15 protein-coding genes, 9 tRNA genes and 2 rRNA genes are annotated in these 19913 nt (G+C 42.7%); 6 read left to right on the top strand and 20 right to left on the bottom strand.

Translation table 11 applies throughout. The annotated features are described in order from the left end of the window. Positions 1-23 precede the first annotated feature (23 nt). Both FZC88_RS22290 and liaG read left to right on the top strand, forming a co-directional pair. The gene (locus FZC88_RS22290) at positions 24-782 is read left to right on the top strand and encodes a CAP domain-containing protein (RefSeq protein WP_262372021.1); all 759 of its coding nucleotides are present in this window, start codon (positions 24-26) and stop codon (positions 780-782) included. A 169-nt stretch (positions 783-951) separates the two neighbouring features. Then, positions 952-1815, top strand: coding sequence for a LiaG family protein (liaG, locus tag FZC88_RS22285; RefSeq protein WP_148996506.1), 864 nt, complete (start codon positions 952-954; stop codon positions 1813-1815). A 37-nt stretch (positions 1816-1852) separates the two neighbouring features. Here liaG and FZC88_RS22280 read toward each other — a convergent pair whose 3' ends face one another. Beyond that, positions 1853-2584 carry a YqcI/YcgG family protein gene (locus FZC88_RS22280; RefSeq protein WP_148996505.1) on the bottom strand — a complete coding sequence of 244 codons (732 nt, stop codon included), beginning with the start codon at positions 2582-2584 and terminating at the stop codon, positions 1853-1855. Between the two features lie 138 nt (positions 2585-2722). Next, positions 2723-4921 carry an FUSC family protein gene (locus FZC88_RS22275; RefSeq protein ID WP_148996504.1) on the bottom strand — a complete coding sequence of 733 codons (2199 nt, stop codon included), beginning with the start codon at positions 4919-4921 and terminating at the stop codon, positions 2723-2725. A gap of 278 nt (positions 4922-5199) precedes the next feature. Here FZC88_RS22275 and FZC88_RS22270 point away from each other — a divergent pair, with 278 nt between their 5' ends. The 3 genes from FZC88_RS22270 to FZC88_RS22260 are packed head-to-tail and all read left to right on the top strand — an operon-like array spanning position 5200 to position 8839. After that, complete coding sequence (locus FZC88_RS22270) at positions 5200-6276, top strand: GerAB/ArcD/ProY family transporter (RefSeq protein ID WP_187443732.1); 1077 nt, start codon at positions 5200-5202, stop codon at positions 6274-6276. Beyond that, complete coding sequence (locus tag FZC88_RS22265) at positions 6273-7724, top strand: spore germination protein (RefSeq protein ID WP_187443731.1); 1452 nt, start codon at positions 6273-6275, stop codon at positions 7722-7724. Before FZC88_RS22270 ends, FZC88_RS22265 begins: the two co-directional genes overlap by 4 nt. 2 nt (positions 7725-7726) lie before the next feature. Further along, a complete protein-coding gene (locus FZC88_RS22260; RefSeq protein ID WP_148996501.1) occupies positions 7727-8839 on the top strand; it encodes a Ger(x)C family spore germination protein in 1113 nt (370 codons plus the stop codon). A 64-nt stretch (positions 8840-8903) separates the two neighbouring features. Here the strand turns inward: FZC88_RS22260 and glmS are convergent, their stop codons facing one another. The 6 genes from glmS to sigW all read right to left on the bottom strand — a co-directional run bounded on the left by glmS (position 8904) and on the right by sigW (position 16167). Beyond that, positions 8904-10706, bottom strand: a complete 1803-nt coding sequence (glmS, locus tag FZC88_RS22255; RefSeq protein ID WP_148996500.1) for a glutamine--fructose-6-phosphate transaminase (isomerizing) — start codon at positions 10704-10706, stop codon at positions 8904-8906. A 547-nt stretch (positions 10707-11253) separates the two neighbouring features. Then, on the bottom strand, positions 11254-12603 hold the full coding sequence (gene glmM / locus FZC88_RS22250; RefSeq protein WP_148996499.1) for a phosphoglucosamine mutase: 1350 nt from the start codon (positions 12601-12603) through the stop codon (positions 11254-11256). A gap of 25 nt (positions 12604-12628) precedes the next feature. Continuing rightward, complete coding sequence (locus FZC88_RS22245) at positions 12629-13870, bottom strand: CdaR family protein (protein ID WP_187443730.1); 1242 nt, start codon at positions 13868-13870, stop codon at positions 12629-12631. Further along, the gene (gene cdaA, locus FZC88_RS22240; RefSeq protein ID WP_148971376.1) at positions 13863-14699 is read right to left on the bottom strand and encodes a diadenylate cyclase CdaA; all 837 of its coding nucleotides are present in this window, start codon (positions 14697-14699) and stop codon (positions 13863-13865) included. The genes FZC88_RS22245 and cdaA overlap by 8 nt, the downstream gene beginning before the upstream one ends. Before the next feature lie 235 nt (positions 14700-14934). Then, on the bottom strand, positions 14935-15588 hold the full coding sequence (locus FZC88_RS22235; RefSeq protein WP_148996497.1) for an anti-sigma factor family protein: 654 nt from the start codon (positions 15586-15588) through the stop codon (positions 14935-14937). A 15-nt stretch (positions 15589-15603) separates the two neighbouring features. Continuing rightward, positions 15604-16167 carry an RNA polymerase sigma factor SigW gene (gene sigW, locus FZC88_RS22230; RefSeq protein ID WP_113970158.1) on the bottom strand — a complete coding sequence of 188 codons (564 nt, stop codon included), beginning with the start codon at positions 16165-16167 and terminating at the stop codon, positions 15604-15606. A 167-nt stretch (positions 16168-16334) separates the two neighbouring features. Here sigW and FZC88_RS22225 point away from each other — a divergent pair, with 167 nt between their 5' ends. Beyond that, complete coding sequence (locus tag FZC88_RS22225; RefSeq protein ID WP_098351124.1) at positions 16335-16496, top strand: aspartyl-phosphate phosphatase Spo0E family protein; 162 nt, start codon at positions 16335-16337, stop codon at positions 16494-16496. A 62-nt stretch (positions 16497-16558) separates the two neighbouring features. On the opposite strand, the gene rocF is transcribed toward FZC88_RS22225, so the two are convergent. The 12 genes from rocF to FZC88_RS22165 all read right to left on the bottom strand — a co-directional run. Next, positions 16559-17461: an arginase gene (rocF, locus tag FZC88_RS22220; RefSeq protein ID WP_148971374.1), complete on the bottom strand. Its 903-nt coding sequence runs from the start codon at positions 17459-17461 to the stop codon at positions 16559-16561. A 960-nt stretch (positions 17462-18421) separates the two neighbouring features. After that, positions 18422-18497, bottom strand: a tRNA-Ala gene (locus tag FZC88_RS22215). Between the two features lie 60 nt (positions 18498-18557). Then, a tRNA-Lys gene (locus FZC88_RS22210) sits at positions 18558-18630 on the bottom strand. Positions 18631-18634: 4 nt separating this feature from the next. After that, positions 18635-18709: transfer RNA gene (locus tag FZC88_RS22205), tRNA-Gln, on the bottom strand. A gap of 66 nt (positions 18710-18775) precedes the next feature. Continuing rightward, positions 18776-18859: transfer RNA gene (locus FZC88_RS22200), tRNA-Tyr, on the bottom strand. Positions 18860-18870: 11 nt separating this feature from the next. Next, a tRNA-Thr gene (locus tag FZC88_RS22195) sits at positions 18871-18946 on the bottom strand. Between the two features lie 61 nt (positions 18947-19007). Further along, a tRNA-Val gene (locus FZC88_RS22190) sits at positions 19008-19083 on the bottom strand. A gap of 41 nt (positions 19084-19124) precedes the next feature. Continuing rightward, a tRNA-Glu gene (locus tag FZC88_RS22185) sits at positions 19125-19199 on the bottom strand. A gap of 20 nt (positions 19200-19219) precedes the next feature. Beyond that, positions 19220-19292 (bottom strand) — tRNA-Thr (locus tag FZC88_RS22180). Between the two features lie 2 nt (positions 19293-19294). Next, a tRNA-Asn gene (locus FZC88_RS22175) sits at positions 19295-19369 on the bottom strand. Positions 19370-19377: 8 nt separating this feature from the next. Beyond that, positions 19378-19494 (bottom strand): 5S ribosomal RNA (gene rrf, locus FZC88_RS22170). 154 nt (positions 19495-19648) lie between these two features. After that, positions 19649-19913, bottom strand: a 23S ribosomal RNA gene (locus FZC88_RS22165); the annotation flags it as partial.

Genomic DNA, 19913 nt, shown 5'->3' with positions numbered 1-19913 from the left:
TCAACAATATTGGAGGATCATACATGAAAAAACGCTTTCTTTCGATAACAGTCTGCGCCGTCATCCCGTTTATGCTGATGACTGCCTGTAACAATAACGATGCAAACGATAACCTGATGGATACACAAAACGTGAATTACGATCCTGTCACTTATGATAACGGTGGTAGAGATGAGATGGATGGAATGCAAGGTAACCAAACTCCCCTTCACCGTTTCATGGCTCCGATAGACCCAAATGGGGACTTACGTGAATTTACCCACCTAGACCCAGGGGAAAATGCGCCAGGTAATGAAGAAGCCCGTCAGCCGAATCAGCCTGCACAAGAACCGAATGCGGCACAACCGGAACCACCTGCAGATGGTCAGCCCAAACAGGATTCACAGGCATCCGATGCTAGTGGATTTGTGAAGCAGGTAGTTGATTTAACCAACCAGGAACGTAAGAAGAATGGACTTGGTGCCTTGAAGATGGATGGAGAGTTAGCGAATGTGGCAGAGATGAAATCAGAGGACATGAAGGAAAATGACTATTTCTCTCATACGTCTCCAACGTACGGATCTCCTTTTGAAATGATGGAGAACTTTGGGGTGGATTACTCCACGGCAGCGGAGAACATTGCCGTTGGACAAAAAACACCTGAATCTGTCGTCAACGCTTGGATGAACAGTCCAGGACACCGAAAAAATATTTTAAACAAACAAGTCACTCATATTGGCGTGGGAACAGCGAAGGATTCAAGCCAGGGAATCTATTGGACGCAGATGTTCATCGCAAAATAAAGGTTCAGACCGGTCACCTCTATGACCGGTCTTTTTCTATTACATAGCCTGCACCGAACTCGGCCTCTGGTCTGATTCAAAAATAATCCTATGGCTCAATGTGATGAACCGGCAGCTGCATTAAAATAAAACTATAAAATGGAAAAACAAGTCAAAGTGAGGGATATTAATGAAAAATGCTTTTGCCGTGATCATTGCACTGCTTGCACTTGGAACCCTATACGTCATCCTGAATGACAATACATCGTTATTTGCTAAAGAAAGTAAGTCAGGGGAACGCATCGGGGTAACGGACAGAATCGATCACATCGATCTTAAAATGGAAGGCAGCGACACAGAAGTCATCCCTGTGGATCAGAATGAAGTAAAGGTCGACATTGAAGGAAAAGGAGCGCTGACTTTAGCTAAAAAAGGCGACACCATTGAAGTGGCAGTAAAGCATAAATGGTATGAATGGATAGGATTCAACCGCAAATCAAACGTAACCGTGTACATTCCAAAAGAATATGATCGAAGCATGGAAATCAAGATTGGCTCAGGTAACCTGCAGTTTGCAGGAGAATCCGAAACGAATCGAATGAAGCTGGATGAGTTAACTGTAGAAATGGGTTCCGGAAACATGACTCTTGAAAACCTTGAGACGAATATATTTGAACATGACGGTTCTTCCGGAGACTTGGTCGTGAATGCTCTCTCAACAAAAGAAGGTAATGTAGACATCAGCTCCGGGGATGTGGAATTGTCGAATTACGAAGGTCCTTTGGAAAGTGACTTATCATCTGGTGAATTAACTGTCTCCATGGAAACACTAAAAGGAGACCTGAATTTTGATGTAAGCTCTGGAGGTGTCAACCTGGACCTGCCGGAAGACGCGAGCTTTAAGCTGAACGGAAAAGCAAGCAGCGGAGACATCTCCTGCAACCTGCCATTAAAGAATCAGAAGATAGAAGATGGCGATATTTCAGGTGTGGCCGGGTCTGGTAAATACAACATCAATGTTTCCGTATCCAGTGGGAATGTGGATATTTATTAAGGAAAAGAGTGTCAGGCCTGGCCTGACACTCTTTCTCTTATTTATGGTGAAAGGGGCATTTGCCCTCGATCGGTTCCACGTCGTCTCCAATGAAGTATTGCTTCCATTCACGGTGTTCAGGATCCCCATAATGGCTGATATTCGGGTGCTTCGGTAAGCCGTCCCACTTCTCGACCCGCTCCCTTACTTTCTCACGGGACATAATGCCACCCTTCGACGTTCCTTCCAACCCTTCAAAGATCCTTCTCGGCTGAAAGCCTAATACCAAGCTATTCCCAAGGTCTCTCGTCTTTCGCTGCTTATAAGCAGGAGCATTCCCAAACACGAAAAACGGCTCCCCGGCAAACGAAAACGCCCACAAATGATGATCCGGATCCTCCGGATAATCCTCTGGCCAAGACTCCTCATCCTCATCATGAAGAAACTGCAGAATCTTCCAGAAATACTCCCAGTAATGAGGGACGGACCTTTCCTCATCCTCCGGTTCAACAAACAAAAAGAATCCGTGACGAATCAGCCGCTCACCTTCTGGTACATCGAACAAGTCGATAAACTCTTTAATCGTCTCGGGAAGATGCTCCCAATTATCGTGACTTATATACGAATAGCGAAGCTCCCCTTTTTTCTCTCCGGTCATACCGAAGTAACAAGGGAACGTTCGATCTGTAACAACTTCATGAAAATTCTTATATTCTTCGATCACCCATTGAGGGACAAGTTCAGGGTTTTTCATATCTTCTTTTGTTAGCAATAAGCTTTCGGCTGCCATTTCCTCCACCTCACGATATTCAGATGGTATGCTTTTCCCGAAGAAAGACGGGTTAAAACAATTTCTGACAAGAAGTTAACGACTATCTGCAACATAATTAGCGCAATAAATAAGTAAACGGGTAAAGCGAAATTCGCTTTACCCTTTTGTTTGAGTTTCCTTCACCTCTGCACCCAGTTCCTCACCAAGTGCTACAATCGATTGATTGATCCTCCACACATAGTAGAGGTGATGAATCAGATCCACCTGTGATTTCTTCCAGCTCGGTGCCAGGGTTTCGATCTTTTCCCTCTCCTGACCTAAGCTCCACAACACACGGCTGCTCTCTTTTTCTTTTAATAGTTGTCGAAGCGTTTCGATATTATGAGTGATTTTCTCTTCTGTCTGTTGAAGAACACTCGATAGGTCTTTCGAAACCTTTGCAGGTACTTTTCTATTAGATGAAGCAAGCAGATGCTTCGCATAATAGTTTATGGCTGTCACCACTGTGATCCAACGACCGATTCCTGACCTTGTCACGGCACCAGGTCTTTGTAAAAGTGATTGCGCCTCATCCTTAATTCCCTGAAGCAACTGATCCAAATCGAAAGCTTGATCTGTTAATGGTTTGTCTTCAATATTCGTGAAGGTTTTCATATAGGAAGAAACATATCCTCCAAGCTCTTCAAGAAAATCATCTAAGGCATCTGCCACCTTGTCCTTCGTTTTCTTTGGAAATACAAATGCCGAGACAGTGAGGGCAATCACAGCTCCAGCAACTGTATCAATGACCCGTGCCCCCATCAGCTGCATACTGATTCCACCCAGGAGCAGGTCATACATAAACGCGATGAGCATCGTAATGAACAAGCTCATGAGAGTATAGGAAACCGTGAAAAGATAGAAGGCCAGAAACAGAACCACAAACAAGAGGAAAACTTCAAGCTCGGAATTTCCTGAAACGAGCTTTGCCGCTCCGAATCCAAGTATGGCCCCGATCACCGTTCCGACCGATCGCTGAAAGGCCTTCATATAGGTTCTTCCTACTGACTCTGTACCAATTTGAATAATGAAAGTGGTCAACAGTACCCAGTAAGGTTGTGCAGGAGCAATCAGCTCACCTACAATAATCGCTAGCGTACCGGCTACAAGCGCTTGAATCGCCTTACGCGTAGAAGGTTTTAAACTCTTGGTCTTTTCTTCAGGCTTTTCTTCTTTTTCCTCAACTTCAGACTCGTCGTTATTCTCTATGTTCGTTACCTTGCTTTCTGAAATCTTCAGTGATTCTTGGATGGTGATGGCTGCTTCCAGTACATGATTGGCAATGGACTCGATACGCCTTAGAAGGTACACCCATCCTTTAGGCTTTTCTTCTTGATTCAACACCTCTGACAAAAGTAGACGAAGCGCCTGGATCGCCTTTTCCGCTTCTTCAAGGGAACGGGGATCATAATCCTGGGCCAGCACCTCTGCATCACGGAGCGAACGGAGAACCCAGACCAACAAGCGTCTAAGTTCCGTAACCTCTAAGGCATCCAACTCCTTGAGCCGCTTCAAAGAATCGGTTAACGTCTGTATCAACATCTCTGTATCAAAAACATAGAGACGTAACTGGGAAGGCTCGATGCCTGGCCAAAGCTTCTTCAAATCATTTTCATTGATATCACCGGCTACGATCCTTGCATACTCATTCAGCCTTCGAACATTTCGATCGAGAAGCTTTCTCCTCTTACTACTCGTGTCCGGATCCTCGATCATCTTCATTAATATCGTAAACGTCAAGTTGGATTGAATATGAAATGAACGCATACTCCTTCTTAACACATGAACCGAACCTTTAAAGATAATGAAGTTATAAAGAAAAGCGTACACAACACCAATTACAATCCCGATATAGAACCATGAAAGGTGAGCCACATCAAGCTGCAGAATCGACGATATATAAATCGACATAAATCCTGCCATTCCCATGGAAAAGTAGCGGATGGCAAATCGGGAGAAGTAAAAAGCGCTGAATATCGCTCCTACCAGTAAGATATTCACCACAAGACTATAATGGGCAAAGGCAGATCCCAATGTGATTCCAACCGCTACCGCCACACCGATCAACGGGGTCGTGACCTTCTTTTTAGCCGTTGTGTCATCCATGACAACGAAGATCCCGAGCATCCCCACCATCCCTGACACAATGGCCGGTGTAATCGCTGAGTGATTAAATAGTTTTAATAAAAATAGCATCGTAAATACAGCCGATATTAAACTGATCGTTGCCTTACCTGCCTGCTGAAATCTCTTCCGGCCAGGATCTGATGCGAGGAACCTCCCGAGCCATACATGCTGTCTATGTAACTGTTTCATTTATCATCATACCCTTACTTTCACACCGTTTTTCATTCTCTATTATCGTACCCGTTCCAATAAAAAAGTAACCTGGACTGCGGAAGCAGCAGGTTACTCTATATTCGCTGGTGCACGAAGAGAACATGAATCTATTTGTATGATTATAAGGGTTTTACGTGGTTGGGTAAAGGAAAGTGCTTGATTATTTTCTTTTTCTCACCAATTACCTATTGAACTACCTCTTCTGCGCATAATTCCCACCCCAAATGGCAAACTACCAAATGGTGATAAATTCTATGAATAAACGATCGATCTATCTTATTCACATCTTCTCAATCATTATTCTTTCATCGGGATTAATGGTCCATGTACTCATTCTTCCCAGTCTTTTAAGTGCAGGGAAACGGGATTCGTGGATAAGTGTATTGTTATCCGTACCTCCACTTTCCCTCTGGATTTTTCTTTTGTTTTACATTTATAAAAAGCTTGGGAATCAAGATCCCATCCAATACATTCGCACCCATTTCGGAAGAAAACTCTCGATAGTGTTTGGATATTTATTAAGCCTCTATTTTATGGGGAGTGCGTTCGTCACACTTAATTACACTGCGAACTGGAGTCTGACAAATTATACCTTTGAAGTCCCTTTCTGGGTAATCCTGACCAGTATCACGGTTACCACCCTTTATGGGACGTACAAAGGGGTCAGGACCATCGGGATGATTGCATTTATTTGCCTTCCTATTGTCACCGGTTTAGGGTTTTTTGTGGCTTCAGGCAACATGAAGAATAAGGATTACTCCCGGCTTTTTCCTATTTTCGAAAATGGAGTATCAGATGCATTATTTGGAATGATCTATGTAGGTGCAGGGATTTTTGAACTCGCCGTTTTTTTGTTTTTAGTTCCGTTTGTTGTGACAGGGGAAATCAAAAAGAAATGGCTTATTGGTCTGGGGGTTTTACTTGCATTTCTTACGTTGGGACCTGTCACAGGGGCAATTTCTGAATTCGGTATAGAAGAATCCATTAAAATGAAGAATCCAGCATATGAACAGTGGCGATTATTGACCCTGGGACAGTATATAACCCGTTTAGATTCCCTATCCATCCTTCAATGGCTGTCCGGGGCATTTGTCCGGATCAGCATCAGTGTCTACATAACTGAAAAACTGTTATTTACAACTGAAAATAAACGGTTCCTAAAAATCCTGATCTTATACGGGTTATTGTTTCTAGGAGCTCTTATACCTTGGAATGAAGCTTCTTTTTTCAATTTTTTGTATACCTATTTTTTACCTTATAGTCTTGTTCTATTAGTACTATGCATTGGTGTACTGGGGATTTTAGTAAAGATGGGAGGGAAGAAATCATGAAAGAGAACCATGGAAAAGCCATTGATTTGTTACCTTTTAAAGATAGCTCGGACATCTTGGTTTCAGAGAAAAAGGTTCGGAGGGACGGGAATGATATTGAGTTGATCTATGTCTATTCCCCCAATATGGCTGATCAAAACACCCTATACAAGTGGATTATCCCTGAAGTCCAAAGGCTCCTCCATTTCTATGGTTCCCTGGAGGCTGACCAATTTTCTGATTTCATCAATGTTTCATATCCTGACAGGGGGATGGATATTCAGAGGCAAGCTGAGCGAAGGATTTTTTCAGGGGATATCATGATTGTGACTCCTCATGATCAGAATGTGCTCTTTTTCTCTGCGGGCAAGCTCGCAAAACGTTCACCTGAAGAATCAAACACAGAAGTTTCTATTAGAGGCCCCCGTGACGGGTTTGTTGAAGACATAGGTGATAATATGGCCCTCATCAGGCATCGGTTAAAAACCAGCTCATTAAAGAGCCTCAAAATGTCCATCGGGAGACGGAGTCAGACAGATGTGATGCTTCTATATATAGACGATATCATGAACCCCGACATTCTTAAGGATGTAAAAAACCGACTGGAATCCATTGATACTGACATTATTGTCAGCAGTTACGAATTAGAAGAGTATTTATACGATAATACGCTTTCGATCATTCCATTAGCTCAATATGTGGGAAGACCCGATTTCGTAGTGGAGTCCTTAAACCAGGGAAGGTTCGCCATTCTCGTAGACGGGAATCCAACCTGCTTAATAGGTCCTGCTAACCTTGGATTGATGCTGAACTCACCGGAAGATGCCCACACGAGCTTTTTCTATGTGAGCATAGAAAGACTCTTGAGGTTCATTGCTTTCGCAACGACCATTTTCCTGCCGGGCTTCTGGGTTGCGATTACGACTCATCAGCTGGAGCAAATCCCTTATCCTTTATTAGCGACTATAACAGTATCGAGAACGGGACTGCCCCTTTCAACCGGGATGGAATTGGCCCTTATGCTCATCCTATTTGAATTGTTCAAGGAGGCAGGTGTACGTCTTCCGAAAGCAGTCGGTCAGACGGTTGCCGTGTTAGGAGGTCTGATTGTAGGGGATGCTGCCATCAGAGGAGGCTTCACCTCCCCCACTATGCTCGTTGTCGCGGCCGTCACGATCATCTCCAGTTATACATTAATGAATCAAAGCTTGACTGGAAATGTACTTATATTAAGGTTTACAAACCTTTTTGTCTCCGCATTATTAGGCCTTTATGGCTTCTTCCTATGCGGGTTTATCTTCTTGATTGCCCTTGTCAGTACAGAAAGTTTTGGTCAACCATTCATGACCATCTTTGCAAAGCCGACAATAGCTGATTACTTTAAAGGATATATTAAATTGCCAAGCTCACTCACAAAAAAACGGAACTTGGGGTATTCACCAATCGATCAAGATAGGAAGGAGCCTTAAAGATGGTGAGGCGATCAATCATTCCATTACATCTTATCCTGCTTCTGTGTTGTTTATTGACGGGCTGTTTAGGGTCTAAGGAAATCCAGGACCAGGCTTATATCACCTCTATCGGATTTGATGTAGAAGATGAGCAGATCATCGTTTACTTCCAGGCACTGAGCTTTGCAAATATTGCAAAGAAGGAAGGAGGAGAGCCTACAGCAGCACCCATTCTGATTGGCAGGGGGAAAGGCTCTTCAATAGAAGAAGCGTTCAATCATATAGAGCAAACCACGGCTGTACCTCTTCATTATGGACAAATTAATACGCTCGTCATAAGTGAGAAAGCGATGGAAAAATGGTTAAACACGATTCTGGATTTCATGGGCAGAAATTCTTTTTTACGCTATACAACCTGGACGTATGGAACCAATGAAAGCATTCAAGACATTTTTGAGGCGGAAAGCTTCTTTGGACAACCTCCTCTTTACTCTATAATACATAGGCCAATTACGGTGATGAAGGAAAATTCATTTCTTCCTGTTGTCCCATTTCATGATTTCATAGGTGATTTTTACGAGCCTGTGGGGGCATCGTACATTCCTTCTATTTATATAAATAAAGAAAATTGGCAGGAGGACAAAGAAAAGAAATTAGCGGCGATCGACGGATTATATGTATTCTCTGAAGAAAAGTATAAAGGAAAATTTACAAAAGACGATATGGAAGGCCTGAAGTGGTTCAATCCAGAAACCAATAAAATATATATCCCCCTGAAAAAATTAAAAGTCAGTGTTCAAATTGTTAAACCTAAGGTGAAAATAAAATTAAAAGGGAAGGACAAGCCAGTATACAATGTTGAAATCGATGTTGAAAGTACGTTAGATCAAAATGTTGAGGGATTAGAGGTTACAACGATTGAAAAACAGTTGGAGAAAAAAATCAAAAAACAAGTTATGAATACGTACGAAAAAGCGCTTGAGAAAAAGATCGACATCTATAATTTAACAAGGAACACGTATCGCTTTCACCATAAGCGATGGGATGTTGGGACGATTAATGATCTTTCAAAGGATTCTTTAAAAGTAAAGGTAAATGTATTCATCCCTCATACAGGAGATTATAAGAAATAACTCCTAATAGCATAAAAAAACCGGTCGGCCCAGAGAGACCAACCGGTTTTCATCTATTTATCCCTTACTCAACCGTAACCGACTTTGCCAGGTTACGCGGCTTATCTACATCACAATCGCGATGCAGAGCAGCATAGTAAGAAATTAATTGTAATGGGATGACAGAGATAAGAGGTGTTAACAATGGGTTAACCTCCGGGATGACGAAGCGATCTTCTTCGTCTTCTAAGCCTTTCATGGAAATGATACAAGGGTTGGCTCCACGAGCGACTACCTCTTTCACATTTCCTCTGATGCCTAGGTTTACTTCTTCTTGAGTTGCAAGTGCAACGATCGGAGTACCTTCTTCGATCAGAGCGATCGTACCGTGCTTAAGCTCTCCTCCGGCAAATCCTTCTGCCTGGATGTAAGAGATTTCTTTCAGCTTCAAAGCGCCTTCCAGACCTACATAGAAGTCAAGTGAACGGCCGATGAAGAAACAGTTGCGAGTCGTTGACAGATATTCGCGTGCGATATCTTCAAACTCTTCTTTGGTATCGCAAAGTGCTTCCATCGCAGTGGCAACAATACCAAGCTCTTGAACAAGGTCAAAGTCCTGGTTATTTCCACATGCCTGCCCTGCAACATGTGCAAGGATAGCAAGTACAGCCAGCTGAGCTGTGTACGCTTTTGTTGAAGCTACGGCAATTTCAGGTCCTGCATGAAGAAGCAAAGTGTAATCTGCTTCACGGGACAGGGTAGAACCCGCTACATTTGTGATCGTTAATGATTTATGCCCAAGCTCTTTGACTTGAACCAGTACGGCACGACTATCAGCCGTTTCACCACTTTGAGAAATAAAGATAAATAATGGTTTCTTAGAAAGTAAAGGCATATTGTAGCTGAATTCGCTTGCTACATGCACTTCTACAGGAATTCCTGCACTCTTCTCGATGAATTGCTTCCCAACAAGACCAGCATGATAGCTCGTTCCACATGCAATGATGTAGACACGGTCCGCTTCCTTCATCGCGCCGACGATCGGCTCATCGATGTGAAGTTCGTTGCTCTCATTTTGGTAAGCTTGAATGATTTTACGCATCACTAGTGGCTGCTCATCGATTTCTTTAAGCATGTAGTGAGGGTACGTTCCTTTTTCGATATCACTCGCATCGATTTCAGCTGTGTAAGGAGCACGTTCCATTACTTCACCGATCAGATTTTGAATTTCAACCTTTTCTTTCGTTACAATGACCATTTCTTTATCCATTAGCTCAACGTATTGGTCTGTTACTTGAATCATCGCCATAGCATCACTTGCTACAACGTTGAAGTCTTTTCCAAGACCTACGAGCAGTGGACTTTTATTTTTCGCTACATAGATTGTTTCATCATTTTCAGAATCTAAAAGGGCGATGGCATAAGAGCCTTTAAGAAGCATTAACGTTTGACGGAAAGCTTCCTCTACCGTGTTTCCTTCTTCTACAATCTTTTCAATCAACTGAACGATGACTTCTGTATCCGTGTCACTCTTGAACGTTACATCCGATAAATATTCACGCTTAAGTTGAGAGTAATTTTCGATTACTCCGTTATGAACGATTGTGAAACGGCCTGAATTACTTTGATGAGGGTGAGCGTTCACCTTGCTTGGTACACCGTGGGTAGCCCAGCGAGTGTGACCGATTCCTGTGTTGCTTGATACACTCTCATCAACGATACCGCGAAGGTCGGCGATACGACCCTTCTCTTTAAACACATGGATGCCTTCATCGTTTTGAACGGCAATACCTGCAGAGTCATAACCGCGGTACTCAAGCTTTTCAAGACCTTTTAAAAGAATTTCCTTTGTATCTGAACTTCCAATATATCCAACAATTCCACACATAATTAATATATCCTCCCTGAACATGCAAGGGGGCAAGAACTCTTTTAGGGACAACTTGCCCCCTTATCTCTGTTTGTCATTAGTATTCACATTGGTCACTTTTTTCTTCCCTTTGTCCATTAAGTTGCCTCAACGATTTAAGGAAGAAACTTTCGGTTCGGTGACACATACGAACCGGGAGGCATCCGCCGAATGCTCGATAAACCTCCACCTCGTCAACTAAACGATCCTTTTCGTATCCATCGTTTAGCCCTGGCGCTTTATAAGATGTTTACTCACTATCCACCTTTCCTTCTTGACTCATTTCCATATAATTTGAAAAATGAAAACAAAATCATCATACACTAGCAGGTTTCCCCTAGTCAATAAAAATTTTACAAGAACAAGAAGTTGTTATCCCATTGTCATGTTCCCGAAATAGAACAGCGATAAACCCATAGGCAACAGCCCCGTTTATCAGAACGTTAGTACGATAAAGTTCAATAGTACTCTACTTATTAAATATGCATAAGGGGCACATATTGACCCCTTATGCATATAAATTCCACTATTCGTTCAGACCCATTTCTTCATCAACGACTTGTACGATTTCATTTACATATCGATCACAAAGTTCTTCAGTAGGAGCTTCTGCCATGACACGCACTAACGGCTCCGTTCCAGATGGACGAACAAGGATACGGCCATTTCCGTTCATTTCTTCTTCAACCTTTTGAATCACTTTTTTAACCGTTTCATTATCCGTTACATGGTGCTTGTCTGTCACTCGTACATTCACAAGTTTTTGTGGGAACTTTTGCATTTCTCCCGCTAGTTCAGATAATGATTTACCGGTCATTTTCATAATGTTCACAAGTTGGATACCCGTTAACAGACCGTCTCCTGTTGTGTTGTAATCCAGGAAGATGATGTGGCCTGATTGCTCACCGCCAAGAGTATAGCCATGCTTCTTCATTTCTTCCACTACATAACGATCTCCAACCGCAGTTTGAATGCTTTGGATCCCATTCTCTTCAAGCCCTTTATGGAAGCCAAGATTACTCATGACTGTAGATACGACTGTAGACTGTTTTAACTGACCTTGTGACTTCAAGTATTTACCGCAGATGTACATGATCTGGTCACCATCCACGATTTGTCCATGCTCATCGATTGCGATAATACGGTCTCCATCCCCATCAAAGGCAAGCCCCAGGTCTGCACCTTTTTCTTTCACCATCTCAGCAAGTGCTTCAGGGTGGGTAGATCCTACACCCTCATTGATATTCAACCCGTTTGGTGATGCTCCCATCGTCGAAATGTCAGCATCCAAATCAGCAAACAGATGAGTAGCAAGAGCGGATGTTGCACCATGTGCACAATCCAACGCAATATGTAAACCATCGAAATCTTCGTCTACTGACTGTTTTAAATACTGCAGATATTTTTGTCCGCCTTCGAAATAGTCACTTACTTGTCCTAAATCAGCACCGATCGGACGAGGAAGCTGATCAACTGTTTGATCTAATAGATTTTCAATTTCATTTTCCTGGTCATCCGATAACTTGAAACCATCCGGTCCGAAGAATTTAATTCCGTTATCCCCTACAGGATTATGAGAAGCTGAGATCATGACACCAGCTTGAGCCCCTAACGCTCTTGTTAAGTAAGCTACCCCTGGAGTTGAAATGACACCTAAGCGCATCACTTCAGCCCCTATTGATAGAAGTCCGGCTACAAGAGCTCCTTCCAGCATATGTCCGGAAATCCGAGTATCTCTTCCAATCAATATTTTGGGACGCGTAGCATCCTTTGTTAGAACATAACCACCAAAACGTCCAAGCTTAAATGCTAATTCCGGTGTTAATTCTGTGTTCGCTACACCTCTTACTCCATCAGTTCCAAAATACTTACCCATTGTCATTCTCTCCTTTTTACAGCTCTTATGCTGATGTGTTCTTTTCTTTAATTTCTACTTTTACTGTTCTCTGAGACAGGGTCCATTCAATATCCTCAGGTCCTTCTGCCACTATTTCCAGCTCATGTTCACCGGGCTCGAGCCCTGAAAGATCCAGAGCAAGCGAGAAGTCTTCTTTCGTCACTTTGCTCACCTGTGCATTCTGACCTTTCAGCGCTACATCGACGACACCTTCCTCAGGTGACATGATGGTATATTCATATTCTTCAGGTAATCCTTGTGGGGTGATTTCAAGTCCTGATAGGCTCTTTTCCTCGGTTGTATTGACATCAACCTTCACCTTGACTTCTTCAGGAGCCACTTTATTTAAGCCATCTTGCAGGGCGAGCGGTACCGTAACGGTTGAATCCTTCGTAATCTTAGAAAGGTCTATTTCTGCAAGCAACTCTTCTACTGTATCCAGTACATCCTGTCTCCCGAAGATGGTTGCCTCTTTAGGCTCAACTGAAATCGACTCCAGCGTCGTCCCTTCTGGAAGACTGCCCTTTTGTTTAATCGTGACCGGTACACTCTTGCTCTTGTTTACTACCGAAACGGTCACATCGACCACTTCCGGATCAATTTGAACATCTAATTTATTATACTCACGGTCAAGCACTTGCACCCTGGCTTCCCTTGTCACATTCTCATTGATTTCCTCATCAACATCAAGAGTGGCTATGACATATGCAATTCTCTCCACTTCATCCTTCGAGCCTGTCACTTTCACCGTTTTCGGATCAACAGCCAGTCCTTCTGCTTCATATCCATTGGATAATATACTCTCATTGAATTGAGGTTCAATCGTAAATTCTTCGGTTACCTTTTCTTGAACCGATATATTGACGAAATCCGGATCGAGTTTTACTTCAAGTTTTTCAGAAATATTATCTATCTTAATATCAACCTGGTGCTCACCGATACCGATATCATTCAAGTCTACATAGACCCGGAAATCCTTCACTTGCTTGGCTTGTTGCACTATCGCCTTAGAGCCTTCTACAGTCACATTCACTGTATCAGGTAAGCCGCTTACTTCTAGATTCTCACGATCATAGAAAACTTCAAGCGGGACGTCCTGGATCGTTTCAATCGCATTTTGAGAGTTGCCGTTGTTGTTGTTAGCCGTCTTCTGAATATCATCAAAGTTGACGGACAGATAAAGAATGAAGGCTAACATCAGCCCCACAATTCGCATGAACCAACGACTTTCCATGAATTTATCCATTTTCTTTCTTCCCCCTAAAACTCCATTTCGTCGAGGAAGCATTTGTCTTATCGCCTATGAGCTCTACCATAAGAATTTCTGTGAAGCGCTCCAAAGAGAGGTCGCGATGTAACTCTCCATTTTTCGTAATGGAGATAGCTCCCGTTTCTTCTGATACAACAATCGTAATACTATCTGTTACCTCACTGACGCCAAGTGCTGCCCGGTGTCTTGTTCCCAATTCTTTTGAAATGAATGGGCTTTCCGATAAGGGAAGATAACAAGCCGCTGCAGCAATTTGATTTTTTTGAATGATAACAGCTCCATCATGAAGAGGTGTATTGGGAATAAAGATATTAATCAGCAATTGGGACGTAATCTTGGCATTTAGTGGTATACCTGTTTCAATATAATCACTCATCCCTGTTTCCCGTTCAAGAGTAAGGAGGGCACCAATCCGACGTTTTGCCATATAGCTTACGGCTTTCGTCATTGATTCAATCATCTGCTCCTGCTCTTCTTCTTCCTGAAGTCCCGTCCTTGAGAATAAACGGCCCCTTCCCAATTGTTCAAGGGCTCTGCGGAGTTCAGGCTGGAAGATGATGATAATCGCCAGGAACCCCCATGTGAGGGCTTGTTCCATCATCCATCCAAGTGTATCCAACCCAAAGATACTACTAAGACCTCTCACAATGATTATGACAAAAATACCTTTTAATAATTGTACTGCTTTCGTTCCTTTTATCAGCATGATCAGTTTATAGATTACAAACCATACTACGAGTATATCTACTATATCCGAGACATAATCCAGCGCGGAGTAATCCGAAAAAATATCGATAAACGGCATATTACATCCTCCAATAGCTTAATCGAAAGCGTAAGCCGCCATGTGTGGCTTCTCCATTTTCGTAACGTTCCTATTATAGCATATTTTATCACTGTCAAATGAAAGACACCCACGGCCTCATGATTCTTTCTCTTCTATTCATGAACTCACGTTTTTGCATAAAAAAACCGACATGGATTCATACATGTCAGTCCTTTTTAGGGACGGACCTTACTTCCATCCCCTCTATTTTATCCTACTTTTCTTCAAGTTGCGAATTTCCCCAATCCACCGTGTCTTTAGCCCCTTTTTTGATCTGGTACCAAAGCCACTCAAAGGCAGCATCGATTTCATGGATTTCTCCTGTCACGCTCCCTGCAGAAGCCAAGTACTGCTTTCCGTTATTGACTGTGACATTTCCATTAATGACCGTGACATTCCCCGTTACTTTTCCTTCAATTTTCACATCACCATTCCGGACCGTCAGATCTCCATTCACGACTTCGCCCTCAGGCACCACAACCGTATGATCCTGAACCACTAACTTCGCATTCTTCGTAAATGAAAAATCCTGATTGTCATTCCATGACGTTAAGAAGCTTCCGGTCATAAAGAAAAGGAATAGGGCCGCAGCCGTGAGTAGCGGATGGTGGCGGAACCACCTCTCGACCCCCACTTTCTTCTTCTCTTTCGGCAATCTTGACATGACTTTATCTGTAAAGTCTGCAGAAGCACTAATATGAGACGTGCTCTGTACAAACGCAATCGCTTTTTTCAGCTCATGAAAGTGATGCTGACACTCACTGCATTCCTGTAAATGATGCTTCAGCATTTCTTCTTTTTCTCTATTTAAATCTCCATCTAAATAATCGTGCATATACTCGATGATTTCTTCAGGACAAGGTTTCATATTCACTCACCCTCTCTACAGTGATCTTAATTGTTTACGGAGAGCTTCACGCCCCCTATGTACTCTTGTTTTAACCGTTCCCAGGGGTAGATCCAATATCTCGCTGATTTCTTGAAGAGGAAGCTCCTCGATATATTTTAAGACAATGACCGATCGATACTTCTCAGGCAACTTGGAAATTTCCTTCTGAATGGTTTCCTGAAGCTCCATATTCTCTACTTCTTCTTCAGGCAGCTGAACATCTGCAGCCACTTGTGAGTACATCGTCAAGCCCTCAGTCCCCGCTACCTCTGCATCTAAGAAATAATCCGGTTTCTTCTTACGGATCCTGTCGATACAAAGATTCGTCGCTATCCTGAATAGCCAGGTCGAGAACTTTCTCTTCTGGTTAAAGGTTTCAATATTGACATATGCCCTGATAAAAGCTTCTTGGGCAATATCCTCTGCTTCATGACGATTTCCAAGCATCCGGTAGCAGATTTGGAACACTTTATCCTTATAAAGCTCGACTAATTCGGCAAAGGCATTCTGATCACCTTTCAATACTTGCTTAATCCGCTTTTTCACTAACGCTTCCATTTCATAACCTCCGCTCTATGCGGCTATATTTATATACGTAACTTCCTATCAAAAGGTTTCAAATTTTTTATATTACTATCCTAACAAATTTCACGGGAAAAATGTTTACAATTATTAGAAAAAGGGTATAAAGGAACTAATTATTTCTATTGTGGGAGGATCTCGAAATGAGGGGAAGAATGAATGATTTATTATTTCAAATTGAAGACTGCCGTCGCCAAATGGTTGAACTAGCATTAAAATCATCCTTTGCCGACGAACAAGTAGTTGATTTGAGTACTCGTCTTGACGATCTGTTAAATCAATATCAAGTGGTCAAGCACCATTGAAGAGAAATAGATAAAGGCTGAGAACCTTGAAGGGTTCCCAGCCTTATTTTTTTATTTCATGATTATAGTAATTTCTCTCCAAATAGTGATCCCATCAACGCCACAGCAACAGTAGCGGTTTTATTCTTCTCATCGAGGATCGGATTTACCTCTACAAATTCTGCAGATGTAATCATTCCTGACTCCTCCAGCATCTCCATCGCTAAGTGACTTTCGCGGTAGCTGATCCCTCCAAGTACAGGAGTCCCTACACCAGGGGCATCGCTCGGATCCAATCCGTCTAAATCAAGTGATAAATGGACGCCATCCGTTCTGCCCTTCAAATAGTCAATGGACTCTTCCATTACCTTTGTCATGCCAAGGCGATCGATCTCGTGCATCGTGTAAACTTTAATGCCTTTTTCTTTAATTAACTCTCTTTCACCTTCATCTAATGAACGAGCTCCGATAATGACGATGTTCTCAGGCTTGATCTTTGGTGAGCTCTGCCCGATACCAGTTAAATCTTCATGCCCGATACCCAGGCTAACCGCAAGAGGCATTCCATGAATGTTACCTGACGGAGACGTATCGCCCGTATTCAAATCACCATGTGCGTCATACCAAATCACACCTAAGTTTTCATAGTGAGGAGAAACACCCGCCAATGTTCCTATCGCAATACTGTGGTCTCCACCAAAGATCAATGGGAAATCTCCACTCCCGATTACATCATTCACCTTACCAGCCAACGTCTCGCTAGCTTCAGCAACCGCTTTCAAATTACGCAGGTTCGTATCAGGATTATTATGTACACGCTCAGCCTGGCCAATCTCGATATCACCCAAGTCTTTAATGTCATATCCAAGATTCTCCAGACGCTCAACAATACCGGCGTAACGAATCGCACTCGGCCCCATATCCACGCCTCTGCGCATTTGGCCTAAATCCATCGGTACACCAATAATAGAAATATTTTTCTTCATGAAAAATTCCCCCAATTCGAAATTTATTTACACCTCTATTCTATCCATACTATGACCCATGGTTCAACTGGACAGAATTGTGTATATATATGCGTGTGTAAAAGGGTTTGATGTAGATTGATGTAAGATTATGTAGGCTGGTTTGGGACGAAGGTGGTGTGCAATCCATTGTGGTTGGCGGAGCGTGGTATGGTTCATTTTGAAAGTATATAATGGAAGTTAAAGGTAGAAAGTTGATAATATCCCAGGTCGGATTGGGATAGACAAAGAGGTTGGGTGATCAACTTACAGATTGAGCATTGATTTTCTATTGCACAGGATCAAGCTCCGGATAAGATATGGAGTTGATAATATATATATGGAAGTTGATAATATATTTAAAATGTCGATAATATATGTGGTGAAGTCGATAATATATACGGGCAAGTCGATAATAAAATCCGCAATCCTTTACACAGACGGTTTGAAAGTGGATTCCACTACCCATTCAAGGACCTCTTACATGCTTTTAAACATAATATTTAAAAATCAGCTTCAAAATAGGACTTATATTGAAGGATTTTAAATAAAAATTAGTCATTTTCAACTTTACGCACCTCATACTGACCCTGGATACACTCATATTCGTCAACCAGTTTCTATCCTCTTCCAAAACATACATCCAAACACAACCTCCCCACATCTCTCCGTCCCCCTTGCTGCAGATTAATGAGCGCACTAGCCATCATCAATAGCTATCTCTCACTGTGGATCATCCCTTAATCGTAATGTTTCCCCTCAAACAAAAAAACCTCAAATCTCCTAAAAGATTCAAGGTTTAATCATGTCGTATGTATGGTTATTTCACTCCGCTAACGCTTCGTAAGCGGATAGATTTTTTGCTTTCGCAAACATAAAGGACATTTATTTTGCTTTTGCAAAAGAAATCAATGAGGATTATTTTGCTCTCGCAAAAAATCTTGGTGGAGCCTAGCGGGATCGAACCGCTGACCTCCTGCGTGCAAAGCAGGCGCTCTCCCAGCTGAGCTAAGGCCCCATATGTTATAGATTATAGAGAAATTCTCACACCTTAGGAAGCATGTGAGAAAATGTGTGATGAGCCATGAAGGATTCGAACCTTCGACCCTCTGATTAAAAGTCAGATGCTCTACCAACTGAGCTAATGGCTCGTAATGGCTGGGCTAGCTGGATTCGAACCAACGCATGTCGCAGTCAAAGTGCGATGCCTTACCGCTTGGCTATAGCCCAATAATAACTTTAATGGCATAAAAAAGGGACATTTATAGGATGTCCATTTTACATTTAAATATACAATGGTGGAGGGGGGCAGATTCGAACTGCCGAACCCGAAGGAGCGGATTTACAGTCCGCCGCGTTTAGCCACTTCGCTACCCCTCCAGCTTAAAAAATGGTGCCGGCAAGAGGACTTGAACCCCCAACCTACTGATTACAAGTCAGTTGCTCTACCAGTTGAGCTACACCGGCATATATCATTATCAAACATTTTTTTAAAAAATGAGGTTTATTTTGCATTCGCAAAAAAACTTGGTGGAGGATGACGGGATCGAACCGCCGACCCTCTGCTTGTAAGGCAGATGCTCTCCCAGCTGAGCTAATCCTCCAATATGTAACTGGTGAGTAATTTTGCTTTTGCAAAAAACTTTGGTGACCCATACGGGATTCGAACCCGTGTTACCGCCGTGAAAGGGCGGTGTCTTAACCGCTTGACCAATGGGCCATTCCGAATAAAAATATAAAAGCTTCCAACCGGGCTCGAACCGGTGACCTCTTCCTTACCATGGAAGCACTCTACCTGCTGAGCTATGGAAGCAATGGCTCCGCAGGCAAGATTCGAACTTGCGACCGATCGGTTAACAGCCGATAGCTCTACCACTGAGCTACTGCGGAATGATATAGCCTGGCGACGTCCTACTCTCACAGGGGGAGATCCCCCAACTACCATCGGCGCTGAAGAGCTTAACTTCCGTGTTCGGCATGGGAACGGGTGTGACCTCTTCGCCATTATCACCAGACATATTGCTTACAATGACAAATTTTATTATATAATATTTTTGAAATTTTTCAAGGGGTAAATTAAAATTTATTCCCTGAAAACTAGATAAAGAATTGATGTCAAGAAAGCCGAATATCGACCAATTTTGTTGTTCATTTAAAAAATGACTCTTTRTGGTTAAGTCCTCGATCGATTAGTATCAGTCAACTCCACATGTCGCCATGCTTCCATCTCTGACCTATCTACCTAGTCATCTTCTAGGGATCTTACTCACATACGTGATGGGAAATCTCATCTCGAGGGGGGCTTCATGCTTAGATGCTTTCAGCACTTATCCCTTCCGCACATAGCTACCCAGCGATGCCTTTGGCAAGACAACTGGTACACCAGCGGTGCGTCCATCCCGGTCCTCTCGTACTAAGGACAGCTCCTCTCAAA

Source organism: Rossellomorea aquimaris (assembly GCF_008180865.1).
GTDB lineage: Bacteria > Bacillota > Bacilli > Bacillales > Bacillaceae_B > Rossellomorea > Rossellomorea yichunensis.
This window is presented reverse-complemented; position numbering and strand designations above follow the sequence as displayed.

What these genes read in the sequence shown, in the direction of transcription:
- glmS (WP_148996500.1), bottom strand. Translation starts at nt 10,706, where the DNA reads ATGTGTGGAATTGTTGGATATATTGGAAGTTCAGATACAAAGGAAATT.
- FZC88_RS22265 (WP_187443731.1), top strand. Translation starts at nt 6,273, where the DNA reads ATGAAAGAGAACCATGGAAAAGCCATTGATTTGTTACCTTTTAAAGAT.
- FZC88_RS22290 (WP_262372021.1), top strand. Translation starts at nt 24, where the DNA reads ATGAAAAAACGCTTTCTTTCGATAACAGTCTGCGCCGTCATCCCGTTT.
- cdaA (WP_148971376.1), bottom strand. Translation starts at nt 14,699, where the DNA reads ATGCCGTTTATCGATATTTTTTCGGATTACTCCGCGCTGGATTATGTC.
- FZC88_RS22225 (WP_098351124.1), top strand. Translation starts at nt 16,335, where the DNA reads ATGAGGGGAAGAATGAATGATTTATTATTTCAAATTGAAGACTGCCGT.
- FZC88_RS22245 (WP_187443730.1), bottom strand. Translation starts at nt 13,870, where the DNA reads ATGGATAAATTCATGGAAAGTCGTTGGTTCATGCGAATTGTGGGGCTG.
- FZC88_RS22280 (WP_148996505.1), bottom strand. Translation starts at nt 2,584, where the DNA reads ATGGCAGCCGAAAGCTTATTGCTAACAAAAGAAGATATGAAAAACCCT.
- liaG (WP_148996506.1), top strand. Translation starts at nt 952, where the DNA reads ATGAAAAATGCTTTTGCCGTGATCATTGCACTGCTTGCACTTGGAACC.
- FZC88_RS22260 (WP_148996501.1), top strand. Translation starts at nt 7,727, where the DNA reads ATGGTGAGGCGATCAATCATTCCATTACATCTTATCCTGCTTCTGTGT.
- FZC88_RS22275 (WP_148996504.1), bottom strand. Translation starts at nt 4,921, where the DNA reads ATGAAACAGTTACATAGACAGCATGTATGGCTCGGGAGGTTCCTCGCA.
- glmM (WP_148996499.1), bottom strand. Translation starts at nt 12,603, where the DNA reads ATGGGTAAGTATTTTGGAACTGATGGAGTAAGAGGTGTAGCGAACACA.
- rocF (WP_148971374.1), bottom strand. Translation starts at nt 17,461, where the DNA reads ATGAAGAAAAATATTTCTATTATTGGTGTACCGATGGATTTAGGCCAA.
- sigW (WP_113970158.1), bottom strand. Translation starts at nt 16,167, where the DNA reads ATGGAAGCGTTAGTGAAAAAGCGGATTAAGCAAGTATTGAAAGGTGAT.
- FZC88_RS22235 (WP_148996497.1), bottom strand. Translation starts at nt 15,588, where the DNA reads ATGAAACCTTGTCCTGAAGAAATCATCGAGTATATGCACGATTATTTA.
- FZC88_RS22270 (WP_187443732.1), top strand. Translation starts at nt 5,200, where the DNA reads ATGAATAAACGATCGATCTATCTTATTCACATCTTCTCAATCATTATT.